Origin of the sequence: Paraburkholderia sp. GAS348 (assembly GCF_050434205.1) — a bacterium.
Classification (GTDB): Bacteria; Pseudomonadota; Gammaproteobacteria; order Burkholderiales; family Burkholderiaceae; genus Paraburkholderia.
Map to the genome: position 1 here is coordinate 1 of NZ_JBNPVT010000016.1, position 18,188 is coordinate 18,188.

The window sequence follows — 18,188 nt, forward strand, 5'->3', positions numbered from 1 at the left end:
GGGCGCTTCGGGGCTGCTCTCACGCCATCGTGGGCACCCGAGCAACTACCAGCTTGCAGACGGCGTGGCCGAGCGCGCGTTGAACCTGATCCGGGCGATGTGTAAGGCTGGCGAACGCCAGTCCCCGCAGGGATGAGCGAATAGCGAACCTGGAGTGGCGCGATCCGCGAAGCGAGACGCACGGGTTTTCCGAATTTATTATTCTCGTTTACTGTGCCAAGTGGAAAATCACCTTCTCCAACAAGCTGGGACTAAATCGAACATCCATGTCACCATCCCTCGAATCAGCCATCCGAGCATCAGCCACTCGGTTGAGTCATTACATTGAGCTGCATGGGGGGCACCCCGAAGTCAGCTTCCATGACCACGTTAGGCAGCGACGCCGAGATAACGCCGTCCGTGCGAGTTCGTTCAAGCTGATTTATCTCGACACGCTCGCGTGGAAATGCGTAGCAGACTACCGGCAGAACAAGGCCACCCTGACGGCGGCGATGAAGGCATTTGGCGTGAGTATCGAACGAGCCGTGCAAACGGAACACTTCGCGTTTCCCATCGGTGTCCCCACGTACTTGGAATTGGACTCGATGGTCGATCCGGCCACCCGAGAAGCGCTTAAAAAACTGGTTGACGAGCTTTCCCAAGGGCTCTGCATCACGTCTTTCCATGATCGTGTCGGCTCCGAGCTGCAGATGCTGCGGACGAACAGGCTGGGTGAAGCAGAGGGGCTGGAAGATTTCTTGTGCAGCCCTATCGAAATGATGGGAATACCGACTATCTCGCTGCCTGGCTTCGTCAAATCACAGGTGGACGAAGCCACGTTCAACAAGGCATTTTTTGATGCCCTGTACGAGCTTCCGTTTTCCATCCAGTTGGACGTTGCCGGCAGCGCACCGGGGAGAAATGGGACAACTCGCGCGGTATTGCAGATCTTAATGATGGAAAGACCCAGCATCAGTCCGAGATTGTAAATCTCAACACGGGTATCTTCTTTGAACTAAAAGGTGGCATCGAGGCATAGTTCATCAATGAAGGCATGGTGCTCAATCCTCAGGAAATCACCCTGGATGCCTTGAACGCGATGAACCACTGGAATCAGGTACCCTCCTCGCGCGCGTTACCGACAATGCGCATCCTCAGCTCGCTGTATGGCTTGATGCGGTTTGACCCGAACCGCCGATATAAGAATGGAGATATCAACGACTTCTTGGTAGCGGCATCCGCCCTCCCCGTTGCCCATGCGCTTTTCACGGACAGAAAATTTGCGAACCTCCTATCCGACAAGAGAATCGGGCTGGACAAGTTTTTGGACTGCACCGTGGTGAGCGGCTTCGAGGAAATGGCCCAATACCTCGAAGAACAGGTGCAATGAAAGAAGGGGCCGAAACCCCTTCACTCACGCGACAATCTGCCCAGCCAGCTGCGCGTCGCGCGCGTAGGCACACAAGCGTTTCTCCGCGCGGAAGTGCAAGTCCCGCTCTATCGGCAGGCCGAACCGTCCGCGGACGGTTGCCAGCTCCCGCAAGCTGACCCAGTCGAGTTCCGGAATCCCCAGTCCCAAGTCGCACAAACCGAAAGCGTGGTCGTGATTGTCCGGGTCGATCTCGGTCAGCAGCCAGGTCGCGCCGGCGCCCGGTCTGAACAGCTTGACCACGGGCGCCGGATCGAAGTCCGGGTTCTGGAGTGATTCGCGGCCATTGGCCAGCAGCAGGAAGTGTTGTTCGTGGGTGATGAGTGCGCTCATGGCGATCTCCGGTTGCACGGGCGGAATTGCCCGAAACCGTCGCCAGCACGGCGCAGCGCAAGCCGTCAGTGCTTGCAGACGGCCGCGGCCGCAAACGCCATCGGGCCGCCGCCCTTGACGGTGAGAACGCCGTGATACGGTGAAGGGAACAGCAAGACTGCCCTCCCCTTTGCAGCCTTCCACTGGCAAGCGGAGCGCGCAGGCCTGCAGGGGCCGGAGGCGTCAGGGATCAAAGCCGAATGGCCGCGGCTCACCAGGAGGCGCGGGGGGGGGGGCGCCCGCGAGCCCGACGCCGGAACGCCGAGACGCGCAAAGCGACACAACAGCGCGCTCCTCTCTCACGCCTGACAGTTCCTGCACCAAGAGCGAGCGACACCTTGTAACATGATCGGAATTTAAGGAGGCAATCCAGCATTGCACTTGCCTCGTCCAAACCGGGGCCCTACATGCACATTTCCAAGCTCAGCCTGATCAATTACAGAAATTTCGCGAACACCAAGCTCCTATTCAACAAGGGCGTCAACACCATCATTGGCGAGAATGGGTCAGGGAAAACCAACCTATTCCGCGCGATCAGGCTACTGCTCGATGACAACATGATGCGGTCTGCCTACCGTTTGGATTCGACTGACTTCCATCGTGGCCTAGAGAAATGGCAAGGACATTGGGTCATCATCAGCCTGGAATTTGAGGAAATCTCGGCCGACGAAGCTGTTCAAGCACTGTTCCGTCATGGGGCCGGAATCGTCGATGACGAGGCTGTCGGACGAGCAACTTACAACCTGATTTTCCGCCCCAAGAAAGAAATTCGCCTCAGTCTGTCCCAACTGGATGATGGCGATCATGCCGGTCTTGCTGCAATTCAAAGCTCAATATCCATCGAAGACTACGAGACGATATTTACAGGTCGGAGTGAGGCGGACTTCAATGACGACAAATTTTATAAGGAAGTCGTTGGCGATTTCGAAAACGCCAGATTCAGTAAGGAGATTGAGTTCCCTGTCATCGGCGCTAAAATCCCGAGCGTGCTGTCCGTTTCCAAGGAAATATCCTTCACGTTTGTTCAAGCACTGCGAGACGTAGTATCTGAATTCCACAACAACCGGACAAACCCTCTTCTATCGCTTCTGAAGGCTAAGAGCGGTGACATCGATCCCGTGGCCTTTCAAGCCATCACCGATGGGGTGAAAGCTCTGAATGACTCGATAGAGTCCTTACAGGATGTCCAGGTTGTTCGCACCGACATACGAGACACCATTAAGGACGCCGCCGGCGAGGCGTACTCGCCCGCCTCTCTATCGATCAAATCCGATCTTCCCGATGAAGCCGACAGACTATTCCAGTCGCTCAAGCTGTTTGTTGGGGAGTCAACAGAGGGCTATGAAGGGCCAATCCACGAGCTGAGCCTGGGTGGGGCCAATCTGATATTTCTTACCTTGAAGCTACTGGAATTCAAGTACCAGAAGGCCAAACAGTCGATAGCAAACTTTCTGTTGATTGAGGAACCGGAAGCCCACATTCACACACACATTCAAAAGACGCTATTTGATCGCATCCAGTACGACGAAACGCAGATCATCTATTCGACCCACTCGTCGCATATCTCAGAGGTCAGCAATGTTCAGAATATGAACATCCTTGGCAGAGAGCCTGATCGATGCGAAGCCTATCAGCCGACAGCAGGCCTTACGAATGAAGAGATCGGTAACGTCCAACGCTACTTGGATGCGGTGCGCAGCAACCTGCTATTCGCGAAAAGCGTAGTCTTGGTCGAAGGCGACGCCGAAGAGATTTTGATCCCGATACTCATCAAAAAGGTACTTGGAGTAAGCCTGGATGAACTTGGCATCAGCCTCATTAATATACGAAGCACCGGCTTCCGGAACGTCGCTGCCCTTTTCCATAGCGATCGAATTCGGAAGCGGTGCAGCATCGTTACCGACCTCGACAAGGCCATCATCGACACGACCCTCGTAGCCGGCGAGTCCGAAGCGGCGCAGCAGCGCAAGAAGAAGTACCAAGCATCTCAGGAGAAGGGAATTGCGAGGAAAGCTGCATTGGAAGCGGCATTCAATGGAAATCCGTGGATTTCATCGTTCTTCGCTTCACATACATTTGAGGTCGATTTCGTTTCCGCGGGCAACGCCAGAAAGGTAGTCGGCATTCTTCCCGAGGTATACAAGGACAAGGCAACCATCGCTACAGCCAAGACGGACCTCGAATCCGCAGATGTAGCGCTCTACGGGCAGCGGGTGTTGACGATTGCCGATAACTACGGCAAAGGCTGGCTCGCCATCCTACTCGGCAAGAAAATCGATTCAGACACAGCCATCCCGGAATATATTCTCCGCGCCGTTGCCTTCGCACACCCTGCAATCAAGAAGGAAGTCTGGTTCAACATTCTGAGCTATCGGCTGAAGCTCCAAGAAGATGATATTTTTTCCGCCGCAACCACGGAACAATGCAATGCGTTCCGGCAAAAGCTAACGGCCTTCTTGAACGGGGAAATCGACTTCGTGGGCATCCGGAACGAGGTGCTTGCTGCATTTCCCGATGATCGCATCAATGACGTGCTCAAGGTGTTTTGATCATGTTCACGTGGGATAACGGCGATCTGAACCCTGAGCAGGAAGCGGCAATCCTGCACCCCGGCAGTGTATTTCTTGTCGCCTGCCCGGGGAGCGGCAAAACTCGGACCCTGACCTACAAGATTGCGTATGAGCTATCTCGGCTGGAGTCGAAAAAACAATTTATCATCGCCATCACCTATACGCATCGTGCGGCTGACGAGATTCACGAACGGATCGAGGATTTGGGGGTAGACACGTCCCAGCTTTGGATTGGCACCATCCACTCCTTTTGCCTGGAATGGATATTGAAACCATATAGCATCTATCACGATGCTCTGAAGCATGGCTTTCGCGTCATCGACCAACATGAGCGCGAGAAGATATTAGAGAGGTTGTGCGAACCGTACAAAAAACCCAAAATTACCTTCTGGGACTGCGATTTCTATTTTACCGAAACTGGTTACATCCTTTCGTGCCAGCAGGACTGGAAGCATGATGGTTTACATAAGATACTGGAAGGGTATTTCAACACCTTAAGTAAGAATAGAGAAATAGATTTCGAGCTAATTCTGTTCTACGCCTATCAGTTAATTTCCAGTCGCCCGGCCATTAGTGCCATTTTGAGCAAATTGTTTGCCTTCGTTCTGGTGGATGAGTATCAAGACACCAAACGAATCCAGTATTCGATCATCACTTCAATTCTGAAAGCCGGCCAAGGCGCAACGAAAACCCTGATTGTTGGCGACCCCAATCAGGCGATTTACCAAACGCTCGGCGGCTACCCTATGGCCCATAAGGATTTCAAGGCTATGGCGGAAATCGACATCGACGAACTCGAACTTTCAAAGAACTATCGTTCTTCCGAGCGCGTCATCGAATATTTTGGCAACTTCAACGTCCACGCAACCAAGATCGAATCTGAGTCTAAGGACAAGGGCTATCAAAGTCTAATCTCCTTTAACTCGACAGTCAGCAAGGAAGATCTGGAAGATGAGTTGATTCGACTGATTCGTTTCAACATCCAGACCAAGGGAATTGCTCCTCACGAGGTCTGCATACTCGCGCCGCAGTGGGTGCATCTAGCAAGCATGACGCGCCGCTTGGTTGCCAGCATACCCGAGTATTCATTCGATGGTCCAGGCATGGTTCCCTTCGCTCGGGACACAGAGAATTTTTGGTACAAGCTTGCGAAGATTGCTTTGACGCAAGCGTCACCGAGCATGTATATGCGCAGACTACGATGGGCCGGGGAAATTCTGAATGACCTTGAGACCGTCGGCGTGAGCGCTTCCGGCCTCACGAGAAAATCGCTACTCAAAGAATGCAATAAAATCCAGATCGATGAGAGTGACGGACTCACCTATCTTCATAAATTCTTTGAAACTCTGTTCTCCAACCTAACCATAGATTTTCGGCTTTTCGCACTACTTCAAGAACACCACAAAGCATTCTTTGAAAGCTCTCAAGTCAGAATTGATCGCCTGAAAAAAGAAGGGACCGAATTTATCGGGACCATCGAGACATTCAGAAAGGTCTTTCAAACCCGTACGGGGATAACCATTTCAACGATCCACGGCGTGAAAGGAGCTGAGTTCGATACTGTGATCGCCTACGCTCTTCTTGAAGATATGGTGCCCCACTTCAACGATCCAAACGGCCAAGAAAGCGCGATGAAGTTGCTCTACGTCATCGGATCTCGCGCCCGGAAAAATTTGCACCTTATTTCGGAACGCGGTCGCACCCAATATTCCGGAAATGAATACGCAGCGACTCGAAAACTGGCAGCGTGTAAGTTCGACTACGATCAAGTTCCATAGAGTTCGACGTTGAGATCGGATGGCAGAGACTGACGGACATCGACCTTCCCCTCGAGTTCGCCACACTACGCCGCAGCAAGTTGTCCCGAAAGGTACTGAACTTCACCACGTCTCCATGTAGCGTGCTGATTGAGTCCGAGGTGGAACAGCTATCGCAAGCATCCAGCGCAGCCGACATCGACGCCGGCCAGTCCCCCCTTTGCCGAGGACGGAAGCCTACGAGGCGCTACCGCAATTTCCGAAAGGCGGTTCCCTTCCCTTCCGGCGCACCATTCGCCGCCAGGAACTGCGGCAGATCGTCCCCCTAGTCGCTCATCACGTTGACTCCATTCGTGACCGCGACGCGATGGTGGCGACGTGTCTATCCAAAAATTTCATTTCCCAAAGCAGGACCAAGGTGTTCATGCTTGAGGCCTCAACAGCGACGCGCCATTTGGACCAATGCATGCTTCGAGCTTCTCTTCACTCAAGTCGTTCACGGCTTCCGGTGTCAAGCATCCGGCGTTGAAGAGCCCGAGGTACTGCCCTCTGGTCAGAGAGAGCGGCAAGTTTGTGAGCGGCAGCGCATCAGCCGGAAGGCCGAATTCGAGCCGCTGCAGGACTTCGTCGAGTCCCGCCAAGAACGTGGGCTGATCCGGGAACAGTGCCGACAGGATTTGATGCGTCGAGCGCAGGTGAAAGCGGGTTGCGTCGGCGATACCGATGATGTTTCCGTATCCGATGGCGCCTCCGAAGGGCGTCGTCGAGAACCGCTTCTCCAACACATCGACGGGGGTGCCCTCGATCCAGTCGTACAAAAGCGCCGCGCGCTTGCATCGGCACCAGAACTCAATCTCGTCCCGGCAATATCGTTGCAGTGCCTGAGTCATCGGATGGCCATAACGCTGCGCCACATCATTGGCACGCACGCTCTCCGACCGGCCCCGCTTCATGACCGGTGTGTAGATCGCATCCATCTCGTCGAGGACCTGCACCATCGCCAGCACCTGGGTGGGCGACGTCTGTGCGGCGTTCAGTTGTTTCATCAACTCGACCAGCCGCAGGCTCGATTCAAACGACAAGGACGAAGCGCCGCAGGCGCGTCCGAGCAAGGTCAGGTGGATCAACTCGCCCTCGCGCTCGGCCAGCCCGGCCTGCAACAGGCGCTCGACCAAAGCGGTGACTTCATGCTCCACCATCGCGATCCATTGCGGATTCGCACGTGATGCAGAGTAGCCACCGAACGTGTTGACCACGAGGCCAGGAATTTCGGTGGCACGCACGCCCCGAACCTGGCTAAGCAAGCGCAGCGTCCAGGTTGGCAGGTCACGCTGCTGAAACGATGACTTCACGTCTTCCGGCGCGCCGAGCACGTACTTCTGGAATAGCTGCGCGCGTTCCATAGGCGTGTCGGCGAGGATGATGGCCTTGCCGGTCTCGTTGTATCCGAGCCGTCCCGCCCGTCCTGCCATGTTCTTGTACTCGGCGACGGTGAATGGCCGGCCGTCCTCACCGACGAACTCATTCTCGGCGAGGATCACCGTAGATGCCGGGGTGTTGATGCCGGCAGCCAGCGTCGTCGTGGCCACCAGCGCATGTATACCGCCGCCAGCGTCGCGATAACCTTTTTCGACGGCTTCCCGCTCCGCGCTCAAGAGGTTGGTGTTGTGGAACGCAGTACCCCCCGCAAGGCATTCCCGCAGATCCTGCGAGGCGCCGGTCAGATCCTGGGTCGGCAGCGCGCTCAGGACGGTAGTCGCGGGACCCACGCCCAATTCCTTGGACAAGTATTTGGCGCAGCCCTGTGCCGGACCACGCATGTTGCGGAAGACCAGCAACTTTTCACCCTGTGCGACCAGTTGCTGGACCAGCGGCACGATTACGTCCTGCGAGCTGGGCTTATCGCGACGCTGCACGATTCGATGCGCCGGCAACAGAGCTTCGGTCTTGGTGGTGCCGTCCGCATCAACGAATTGGAACGTCCCGCGTCGATCAAGGACACCCTCGACCAAGGGCACAGGACGCTCGCGGGACATCAGCAAGGGCAGATCAAGCCAGCGATCAAAGCTGTTGAGGTTGCCAATGACCGCCGACAGGATCACAAGTTGCGGTTCGATGCCGCGCTGACGCGCCCGCAGCAGGAGCGCGAAGATCAGCTCGACCGTAATACCTCGATTCGGGTCAGTGATGAACTGCCCCTCGTCAAGTACGACGAGGCCGAGCTGGTTGAGCAGGCGCGGCGAGCCGAGCGCTAGATTGAGAAAAGTTTCATAGGTGAAGAAACCCAGGTCATAACGCCCTGCCAAAACGGGACCAATGCCATCTGTTGCATCACCGCTGCACCGAACGACGCGCAACCCTGCGGGTCCGTATCGTTCGCTGAACTCCTCGAACTTCTCGTTGACCAGCGCCCGATACGGCAGCAGAAATGCCGCCTTCTTTCCGGCTGTGACCGCCTGAATTGCAGCCAACTCGCCGATCATGGTCTTACCCGAACTGGTCGGCGCGACTACGAGCAACGATCTGCCGGCGAGTACGCCGTGTTCGTTGACCGCTTTGAGTTGCAGCGCGTTGAGGCCTCGCGGGAAGTCCGTCGTCCACCGATCGACGATTTCCGGCGGAAAGCCGTGAGCGGAAAATTCAGCAAACGATCCCGACATTTGCTGCACCGCTCTGGCCGGGAACGCAGCAGCGTAGTTGTCACCGCGCTTGAGCGCCGGAAATACGAGACCACCCTGTACGTTGCCGAGGAATACAGGCGTTTGCGTCACGCTGATGCGCTCGGCCTCAACACGCGCCAGTCGAATGATCTCGCCGGCGATTTCCGGAAAGCTGACCGAGTCGCCGACTGCACTCGTCAACGCCTCGATCACTGCATGCGTGAGCAGTCCGTGTCCGGTGCCCGGCTGCTCCCAGGCAGATTCGTTGGTTGCACAGGCGGCAAGCAGGATGCGCCCTTCTCCGTAAATTCCAGTCAGCGCAAATGCACTCCGCGGGCGTGCGGCAGTCTCCAGCACGCGTGCAGGTGCCTGCCCACTGAAGCAGCAGTCAAGCACGCACAGCACCGCACGAGCCTTCGTCGCCTTGAAGGCGTCGGCCAGGCCCGCCATCGACAGACCTGTGCTGGTGAGATCGGCTGCGTTGGTATCGAACAGGATCAAGTTTCCATCGGGAGAACCGTGTCCCGCGAAGGTGATGACGACGACGTCATCCGGACCAGCGGCCGACAGCGTCCCAAGGATCGCGTGTGATACCTCTGCATGCGTCGCGGCCTCATCGACAAGCAGCCGGCCAGCCAGGCCTTCTACCGTGTCGGTGAACAGCGCCCACAACGCGGTCGCATCGCGGCGGGCCCCGCCCAGCTCGGGAATCGTCGCATCAAGGTGTTTGTTGATGCCGACGAAGATTGCTTTGATCGTCACGCCGCCCCCTATCCGATTCGAGCTAAGAGTTGTTCGATCATGTCGCCCGGCAGGTCGGACTTGATGACTAAGCTTTCGATTGCATCTCTGTATTGCGGCTAACCGGGCCCATTCTGATGCAATTTCGCGCACACTTCACCAATGCGGCCTGCAAACATTCCCAAGTTGTCGTCGCGCCCTCGGAAAAATCGGGGCGGCGGTGAGGCGCAAGACCGGCATCAGGCTGATCGCTTCCGCGTGGGGACTTTGGGCGCTGCACGGCTAGGTTTGCGGGGCTCGACGGAAGGCCGCGGGCGCTTCTGCGCTGCCGACTGGTTGGCCGCGGCGGTCGCGAGTTGTCGCCGCACTGCATCGAGTTCGGAGGCATAGATGGCGTTCGAACTACGAAGCGCTTCCAGATTTCCCTCCAGGACGCCGGCATGATGACGCACGTCCCCCAGCTGGGTCTGCAGCGCCTGGATTTCGTGCCGGTGCCGGGTGTCACCCTGTTCCGCCCTGCGCACGGCTACGTCCAGGTCCTTCTGGAGGCGCGCGCTGGCAATCCGCTCACGCTCGATCTCAAGCAGCGCACGCTTTTCGGCAGCCCGTAATCGCTCTTCTGCCAGGTCGGCACCCGCCCGAAGCTTTTCTAGCTCACCCGAAAAATCCGCCCGCGCCTGCACCAGCGCCCGGTCGCGCGCGCCGATCTCCTTCTGCTGTCGCCCGATTTCTGCATCGAGTGCCCGGAGCGTTGCCTCCGCTGCTACCTGCGCCTGCTCCAGCTCCTGGATGCGCACCTGCGCAGCGAGCAAGGCAGCGGTGCGCTGCTCGAGCGCGGTTTCCGTCCGGGCCAATTCGCCTTGCATCGACGTGACCGCGTTCTGCGCGGCGGCCCTCTCCACTTCGACCTCCGCCCGCAGTGCGTCGAGCGCCTCCTGCGCCGACGCGGTCGAGCGTGTCCACAACGTCGCGACCAGCTCGCCGGCGGCCGCCTGCAGGTCCGCCGGCAGGTCGGGATGCTCGATCCGCACGCGGCTTTTCTCGCGCAGTTCGGTCCAGAACTCGCCCAGTACCTGGGTGGGTGTACTCATGCTGCCGCGCTTCACCAGTTGGTAGAGCCGGTTCGCGGTCGGCGTAATGCCGAAGCGGAAGAACAGCAGCGCGCAGGCCTCGCGGTACAGATCGCGGGTCTTCGGGAATGCGGCCTTCAGCCGGTTGATTTCGGTGACAAGGCGGGCTTCATCGGGCTGAACGTCGGACATGGGCTGGGTTTTTGATGAATTTAGTAAATAATATAACGTAAACCGGAAAATATCTAACATGTGAAGCAGCGTAATTTGACATTACGGCTATAATGTCTATATTGCGCATGTCGTTGCCTCCAGCAAACGCACGACACCCCGATCAACTTCAAAACACCCTAATGACTGCCCTGCTGCTCCCTCCGCAGCCCATCGAAACGCTGACCATCCCGCCTGCACTGGACGGCAGCGCAGGCAATAATCGCGCGAGAAGCGGCATCGCCCAGATCGCCGCCCGCCACGATCTCGACGCAATCCGCGCGTGGCTTGCCCGCTTCGTCGACACGAAAACGACTTTCGACAACTACCGCAAGGAAGCGGAGCGGCTGCTGCTCTGGTCCGTCCTCCAGATGGGCAAGCCGCTCTCCTCGCTGACCCACGAGGACCTGCTGGACTATCAGCACTTTCTGGCCGATCCGCAACCCAGTGAGCGTTGGACTGCCAACGGCGGTCGTAAGCATCCGCGCAACGACACGCGCTGGAGACCGTTCTATGGCCCGCTTTCCGTGTCGAGCCAACGGCAGGCCATGGTGATTCTCAATGTGATGTTTGCGTGGCTCGTGCAGGCGGGCTATCTGGCCGGCAATCCGCTGTCGCTATCACGTCAGCGCGCGCGCCGGGTCAAGCCGCGGATCGTCCGGTATCTGTCGCCCGAGTTGTGGCTCGAAGTCAAAACGTTCATTCAAGGCATGCCCGCGGAAACAGACCGCGAGCGTGAACACCACGCACGCGTGCGCTGGCTGTTCACTTTGCTCTATCTGGGTGGCCTGCGGATTGCAGAAGTGGGTGAAAACACGATGGGCCGGTTTTTCTGCCGTCGTGACGAGAATGGTCAGGATCGCTGGTGGCTTGAAGTGTTAGGCAAAGGCGGCAAGGAACGGCTGGTGCCGGCTACCGCAGAAATGATCGCGGAGTTGGGCGCGTATCGGCGTGAACGTGGGCTGTCGGCACTACCTTCGCCGGACGAAGACACGCCCCTGGTATTGCCAATCGGCCAGTTGCTCAAACCGCTGACGCGCGCGGCGCTGCACCGTATCGTCAAGCAGGTTTTCAGTGGTGCGGCGCAGGCGCTGCGGGCACGTGGTGAAGAATATGCGCAGCGCGCCGACCTGCTCGAACAGGCTTCGGCGCACTGGCTGCGGCACAGCGCAGGGTCGCATATGGCGGACCAGCAGGTCGACTTGCGGCTCGTGCGTGACAATCTCGGGCATGCGTCGCTCACGACCACCAGTCAGTATCTTCACGTGGACGACGATCGTCGTCATCGTGAAACCGATGAAAAGCACCGCATTGACTGGTAGTCCAGACGGCTGAAGTTCGGCCTTTTTGCGGCCATTGGCCCTGCCTGACTCATGACCGCCAGTGAATGACCGCTTCCGCGTGAAGTCAACGTCCTGCATCGACCTGATGCCGGCCTTGCCTCGGAGACTCGCCCTGGTCATGAAGAAGGCGCTCAGCCTGCTGATCCCCGGATCGGCATTCTCAGCAGGTGATGCATATGAGGCGTGCCTCCGTCTTCGCGCCTGATGCAATCGCGTTCGACCATATTTCCGCGGCCCGATCGCGGGAAAAGGGCCACCGCAAAACCGGGCGATAGGCAGCGAACGTTGTCCACACGAAACAAATGTAATCATCTGTTAATGCCGTGCGCCGCAACCCTGTTTTGACGACGGAAGCGCCGTTCCGTTTTGCTACGATCCCGGCTTTTCCGCCAACGCCCCGCCACCGTGAATCGCCGATATTTATCGTTGTTTCGTGAACGTTACGCACGGTGGCTCGCCCGCATCCAACCGCTGGCCGCCGCCGGCAGCACGAAGGCCAGACTCGACGTTAACCGTGCTCTGCGTCGCCTTCGCCACCCAACGCGACGGGGCATCGCGCTGACAGTCGCCGCGTTCCCGGCGTTCTTCCTGCTGTACGTGCTTGCGCTCGTGCCGTTTACGCCGGGTATCGGCGACATCCGCAAAGCCCGCATCGATCGGCCAGCGGTGATCGTGTCGGCCGACGGCAAACTGCTCGATGAATTCAAGCCAGTCAATCGCGAGTGGGTGTCGCTCAAACAGATCTCGCCGTACATGGTGGATGCATTGATAGCGACCGAAGACCGCCGCTTCTACGAGCATCACGGCATCGACTGGAAGCGCACGGCGTCGGCCGCGCTGCATACGTTCTCCGGCGACCGGCAAGGAGGCTCGACGATCACGCAGCAGCTTGCCCGCAACCTGTATCCCGACGAAATCGGCCGCGCGCCGACCCTCACGCGCAAGCTTAAAGAAGCGATCACGGCGTTCAAGATCGAAGCCGTGTACAGCAAGGATCAGATCCTCGAGACGTACCTGAACACGGTGCCGTTCCTGTACAACGCCTACGGCGTGGAAATGGCCGCACGCACCTACTTCGGCAAATCGGCCGATCAACTCGACATCCTCGAAAGCGCGACGCTCATCGGCATGCTAAAGGCCAACAGCACCTACAACCCGGTGCTCAATCCCGAGCGCGCGTTGCAACGGCGAAACACAGTGCTCGGGCAGATGAACAAGTACGGGAAGCTCAAGGGCGACGCTTACAGCTGGTTGACGCGACAACCGCTTAACGTCGATTTCGAGTTGCAGAGCGCGCCACCGGGCGCCGCGCCTCATTTCTCGGCGCAATTGCGCAAATGGCTGATCGCATGGGCCGATCGCAATGGCTATAACATCTATGCCGACGGGCTGGTCGTGCGCACGACCATCGATTCCCGCCTGCAGGCGATGGCGACGCAGGCGATGGACTGGCAGACGAACCAGTTGCAATCGATCGCGAACGACGCGTGGAACGAACGCACGGGCTGCTGGCCGGGCAACGACCTGTTCCAGGCATTCATCCGGCAGACGCCCGATTACCGCGCCGCACGCGATGCTGGTCAATCGGATCCGGCAGCGCTCAGGAAGCTCGGCACGAACCCCACGTTCGTCCGCGCGCTCTGCCGGAGCAAGACGCAGATCCAGGCGGGGTTTGTCGCGATCGATCCGCGCAACGGAGATATCAAGGCATGGGTCGGCAGCCGCGACTTCCGTGACGAGCCGTTCGATCACGTGCAGCAGGCGCGGCGCCAGCCGGGTTCGACGTTCAAGCCGTTCGTCTACGGCGCGGCTTTTGCGGACGGCGCGCACCCGAATGATACGATCGTCGACCGGAACGTCGCCATTCCGCTGACCGGGCATGCGAGCTGGCGTCCTACCGACGCGGAACCGCCGACAGGCCGACCGATGACGCTGCGCGACGCGCTTGTGTATTCGCGCAACCGTGTCACGGCTCAGCTCATGCAAAAGGAAGGCCCCGAGAAGGTCGCACGGCTCGCGCGTGCGATGGGCGTGCGCGAAAGTCCGCTCGAAGCGGTGCCGTCGCTCGCGCTCGGTACGAGCCCCGTCACGCTCAAGGAAATGGTCTCGGCGTACAGCACGATCGCGAACCGCGGCGCCTATCTCGAACCGCGCATGGTCACGCGCATCGAGGATCACGACGGCAAGGTGCTCGCCGAATTCGCGAGCGCATTGCCGGAACAGGCACTGCCCGCTGGCGCCGCGCAAACGCTCGTCGACGTGATGCGCGACGTCGTTAACCGGGGCACCGGCGCAGGCATCCGGACGCGCTTCGGGATTCGCGCCGACGTGGCCGGCAAGACGGGCACGACGCAGGACAACACGGATAGCTGGTTCATCCTGATGCATTCGCAACTGGTTGCAGGCGCATGGGTAGGTTTCGACGATGCACGTGTGACGCTCGGCAACGACTATTGGGGCGAGGGCGCGCACAGCGCCTTACCGATGGTGGGCGCGTTCTATGACATGGCGCTGCGCGCGAGGGTCATTGATCCGGATGCACAGCTCGGCCCCGAGATCCGATCACCCCGCACGGTCCATGCGCGACGGCATCGACACTTCCTCTTCTGGGGCTTCTGATGTCGTCGCTGGCGGACGCGACATTCGCATTCGCCGGTGCCGCCGACGCAGCATCTCAATCCAAGGCGGCCGGTAGTAGCACGCTGACCGATTTCCCGATCTGGATCGCTCGACCGAAGCCTACACCCCTAACCGCGCAAGCTTGGCGCCTTGCGATGTCGAAACGATCCGTTGCGGCACATGGGCAAAGCTCTCTTTGCATTTGGTGAAATGTGCTTGCATACTGCTTTTTGCGCGTGAGACGGAATTCCCCGAACACTGCTGAGTAACAACGTATTGAAAAGGATTGTCGCTAAGTCGCGGATGTGGTCCTTGATGACAGTTCTGCCTGCATTCATTGCGCGGTAAAGGACGCAAGCAGCGCAGTGTGCCGCTTTGGCGCTCTACCGTGAAGGCGGTACGGGCATGGCTGCGGGTCAATCCGGAATTCCAGCCGACATCGTCACTGCTTCCGAATCGGAACGGTCACGCAATAACGAGAGCCACCATGATGCAGCTTTTCATGGCATTGCTTCGGCTTGCGGCGCGCTGCCAGGTTGTGCCCGCAACCCGACCGGTTTGGCTGATTGGTACGAAGATCGCTCTTTTCAAACGTGAAGGTGTTATGGACACGCTACAAAATATGCGGGTGTTCGCCAAGGTCGTCGATGCGGGCAGTTTCACCGCCGCGGCTCAATCACTCGACTCGACGACCGGCGCCATGTCTCGCGCGGTATCAGAACTCGAAGCCCGCCTGCGAATCCGCCTGCTGAACCGTTCGACGCGCCGTCTAGCCCTCACGCCCGCTGGCGAGCGTTATCTGCAGTCCTGCCAGCAAATCCTCGCCGATCTCGACAAGGCAGAGGAGGAGGCAAGCGGCGCTCACGACCGCCCTGTCGGCACGTTGCGAATGTTCAGTTTCGCGAGCATTGGGCAGCAGTATGTACTGCCGGCGATCACAAGATACCGTGCCCAGCACCCGGAGGTGTCGATCGAACTCACCATGTCGCAGAGCGCGCCTGATCTGTTTGGAGGATGCAGCGATGTAGCCGTCATCACGGCTCCTTCGCTTTCTGACTCGGAGATGGTTTCTCACCTGCTCGGCTCGACGTACAACATCCTGTGCGCTTCACCGCACTACGTGCGTTCGCGGGGCACCCCCGAGAAACCGGGCGATCTGGCGCGACATGAATGCCTGACATTGAACACGCCTGCTTTTCCGCCGCACGAGTGGTTGCTCGAAGGCCCCGGTGGCAGCGAATTGATTCTGGTTCGCGGCCCCTTGCAGGTGAATATCGCCGAATCGCTTATGGTCGCCATTCGTGAAGGAATGGGTATCGGCATGCTGCCGTTGTATGCCGCCGTCCACGGTCTGCGCGACGGCACATTGGTTCGCGTGCTGCCCCATCACACGTTGCAGAACATGAATATTTACGCGCTCTACCCTTCGCGCAGGTTCCTCGATGCGAAGACACGGACGTGGGTCGACTTCCTGCGCACCTACTTGCCAGAAGTCATTGCACGCGACAAAGCACTGCTTGCCGGCTGACCGGCGCCTTCGGGCCTTACACGCCCGCCTGCCTGGCTTAGTTTAGTGCGCAGTGTAGATCCGGGGCGAATACGTAGACACCGCAGTGTCAGTCGCACGACCCGACTGCGACGAACCGTCTGCTACACCACCTACGGCACTGTTCTGTGCCGCAACCTTGGCTTCGGCAGCCTGAATGTCGGCCGGATAGTTGGGATCTTCGCCACGGGACGGACTGTAGCCAGCCTTTTCGAGCTGGACCAGTTCAGCGCGTACCTGTGCGCGGGTGACAGGTTGATTTGATTGGGCGAACACGGCAATGGGAGCAGCGAGCGCAGCGGCAACAACAACGGCTTGAATCAGGGATTTCATGGTTACTACCTCCAGACTTTGTCTTGACCTTCTACGAACAGCCCTGTTCGTAATCAGTAACGACAGTCTAGGTAGATGCACGCTTAAGATTAAGCCCGGTGTCTGGAGGGGACCGTTACCAGATTTGGGTTAACCCTGATTGGCAGTGATGACTGGGGAAAGGCTCGAAGGGCCAAACAACATGCGCAAATGATGGCCCGTGCACCTCCGACGCGAGGTCCACGTCGGAGGGTATGAACGCGTCTTTAGAACATCGTGCGAAGTCCGATTGCCACGCCCACTTGATTGGTCCGGCCAGTGGTGTTGGTCGGAACGCCCTCGCCGTTGACCCCGCCCGGGTAGTCGGCGGAGAAGGCGCCTGTGCCGCGCGCGAAGTCCGTGATCGCGTAGACTTCCGTGCGCTTCGTGAACGAGTATTCGGCGAGAACGGTAGCCGATTGGTTCACCCCCCGGCCGAGCGAGCCGTCGAGCAGTTCAGCATTGCGCGTCTGTCCGTAGTAGTAGGCGAACGTGAACAGCAGCGGAGCGATGGCTTGCCAGTTCGCACCGACGTAATAAGTGTTGTCGATACGGTTGGGGCTGCCACCCTTCAGTGTCGGCGCGCCAGATTGCTGCATGTAGCTGTCGGTCAAACCAGTCCGGTCCTGCCCCCGCAGCCAGCCGGCCAGCAGGCGGACGTCATGGGTGACCTGATACGCGCCGCTGATGTGCAGGAAGTTGGTCTTGGCGCCATTGATTGCGCTGCCGACACTGGTGCCGACCGACGAGCCGGTCGCAGATGTCGGCACGGAGACCTGCTGGAAGCCTGCGTTGAGCATGGCAGGGCCGTACGTGTACGTCAGTTCGGCGGCATAGGTGGCGCCGAGACCGAGCGCGCCCGACTGGTTGCTTAAGCCGTAAAGGGCATCGACCGCCAGGCCATCGAAGCTGCCCTTGTACTTGACCGAGTTGTTGACTTCGAGGTAAGGCCCGATGCCGTTGTACATCCAGCTGTTTTGCCAATAGTTGCCAACGGTCAGCGGGTCGAAGATATCGCCCAAGGTGTCGTAGGCCGGCGCATATTGCCTACCGAAAGTCAGCGAGCCCCACGTTTTGTTCGACAGCCCCACGAAAGCTTGTCGACTGAACAGTGTGCCGGGGACGTGTAGTTGCCCATTGAAGGCTTCGAAGCCGTTTTCGAGGCGGAAGATTGCGGACCAGCCGTCCCCCAGATCCTCACTGCCCCTCAAGCCCCAGCGGCTGTGGGTTTCCGGGCCGGACGTCATGGCGACCTGGTCCTTGCCACCCGGGCCAGCATTCGTCTGATACCGGATGGCTTCATCGACGATGCCGTACAGCGTGACCGAGCTTTGTGCGAACGCCGACGACGCCGCAGCAGCGAAAAGTGCGCCAATGGCGCTGGAAATGAGTATTTTTTTCATTAGTAATCCACAGTAATTGGTGAGCGGACCGGGAAGATTATTCCCGGGCTCTAACAATAAAACCGTGAATGGGAGCGTAGCTTGTCATTTTACTGAGGCACAGATATTTGTTATGGAGTGTTGTTTATTTGCTGTGTC

The 18,188-nt window shown here is 58.5% G+C and carries 12 protein-coding genes; 7 read left to right on the forward strand and 5 right to left on the reverse strand.

Annotated elements, in window-relative coordinates:
* Positions 1-266: 266 nt before the first annotated feature.
* Both P3T22_RS23270 and P3T22_RS23275 read left to right on the forward strand, forming a co-directional pair.
* Positions 267-968 carry a hypothetical protein gene (locus P3T22_RS23270; protein WP_429326251.1) on the forward strand — a complete coding sequence of 234 codons (702 nt, stop codon included), beginning with the start codon at positions 267-269 and terminating at the stop codon, positions 966-968.
* Between the two features lie 65 nt (positions 969-1,033).
* Positions 1,034-1,369, forward strand: a complete 336-nt coding sequence (locus tag P3T22_RS23275; protein WP_429326252.1) for a hypothetical protein — start codon at positions 1,034-1,036, stop codon at positions 1,367-1,369.
* A gap of 24 nt (positions 1,370-1,393) precedes the next feature.
* Here the strand turns inward: P3T22_RS23275 and P3T22_RS23280 are convergent, their stop codons facing one another.
* Entirely contained in the window at positions 1,394-1,741 is a 348-nt protein-coding gene (locus tag P3T22_RS23280; protein ID WP_429326253.1) for a DUF2958 domain-containing protein, read from the reverse strand.
* A 446-nt stretch (positions 1,742-2,187) separates the two neighbouring features.
* Here P3T22_RS23280 and P3T22_RS23285 point away from each other — a divergent pair, with 446 nt between their 5' ends.
* Together P3T22_RS23285 and P3T22_RS23290 are read left to right on the forward strand one after the other, a co-directional pair.
* Positions 2,188-4,329, forward strand: a complete 2,142-nt coding sequence (locus P3T22_RS23285; protein WP_429326254.1) for an ATP-dependent nuclease — start codon at positions 2,188-2,190, stop codon at positions 4,327-4,329.
* A gap of 2 nt (positions 4,330-4,331) precedes the next feature.
* Positions 4,332-6,128: a UvrD-helicase domain-containing protein gene (locus P3T22_RS23290; RefSeq protein WP_429326255.1), complete on the forward strand. Its 1,797-nt coding sequence runs from the start codon at positions 4,332-4,334 to the stop codon at positions 6,126-6,128.
* 401 nt (positions 6,129-6,529) lie between these two features.
* Here the strand turns inward: P3T22_RS23290 and P3T22_RS23295 are convergent, their stop codons facing one another.
* Both P3T22_RS23295 and P3T22_RS23300 read right to left on the reverse strand, forming a co-directional pair.
* Positions 6,530-9,529: a DEAD/DEAH box helicase gene (locus P3T22_RS23295; RefSeq protein WP_429326256.1), complete on the reverse strand. Its 3,000-nt coding sequence runs from the start codon at positions 9,527-9,529 to the stop codon at positions 6,530-6,532.
* A 218-nt stretch (positions 9,530-9,747) separates the two neighbouring features.
* The gene (locus P3T22_RS23300; protein WP_429326257.1) at positions 9,748-10,770 is read right to left on the reverse strand and encodes a DNA-binding protein; all 1,023 of its coding nucleotides are present in this window, start codon (positions 10,768-10,770) and stop codon (positions 9,748-9,750) included.
* A 161-nt stretch (positions 10,771-10,931) separates the two neighbouring features.
* Between P3T22_RS23300 and P3T22_RS23305 the strand changes: the two genes are divergently transcribed.
* The 3 genes from P3T22_RS23305 (at position 10,932) to P3T22_RS23315 (ending at position 16,278) form a co-directional block, all read left to right on the forward strand.
* Positions 10,932-12,110, forward strand: coding sequence for a tyrosine-type recombinase/integrase (locus tag P3T22_RS23305; RefSeq protein WP_429326258.1), 1,179 nt, complete (start codon positions 10,932-10,934; stop codon positions 12,108-12,110).
* Between the two features lie 447 nt (positions 12,111-12,557).
* Positions 12,558-14,750 carry a penicillin-binding protein 1A gene (locus tag P3T22_RS23310; protein ID WP_429326259.1) on the forward strand — a complete coding sequence of 731 codons (2,193 nt, stop codon included), beginning with the start codon at positions 12,558-12,560 and terminating at the stop codon, positions 14,748-14,750.
* 604 nt (positions 14,751-15,354) lie between these two features.
* Complete coding sequence (locus P3T22_RS23315; protein ID WP_063500724.1) at positions 15,355-16,278, forward strand: LysR family transcriptional regulator; 924 nt, start codon at positions 15,355-15,357, stop codon at positions 16,276-16,278.
* Between the two features lie 42 nt (positions 16,279-16,320).
* On the opposite strand, the gene P3T22_RS23320 is transcribed toward P3T22_RS23315, so the two are convergent.
* Together P3T22_RS23320 and P3T22_RS23325 are read right to left on the reverse strand one after the other, a co-directional pair.
* A complete protein-coding gene (locus P3T22_RS23320; protein WP_429326260.1) occupies positions 16,321-16,629 on the reverse strand; it encodes a DUF4148 domain-containing protein in 309 nt (102 codons plus the stop codon).
* A gap of 245 nt (positions 16,630-16,874) precedes the next feature.
* Positions 16,875-18,050, reverse strand: coding sequence for a porin (locus tag P3T22_RS23325; protein ID WP_429326261.1), 1,176 nt, complete (start codon positions 18,048-18,050; stop codon positions 16,875-16,877).
* Positions 18,051-18,188: the final 138 nt, after the last annotated feature.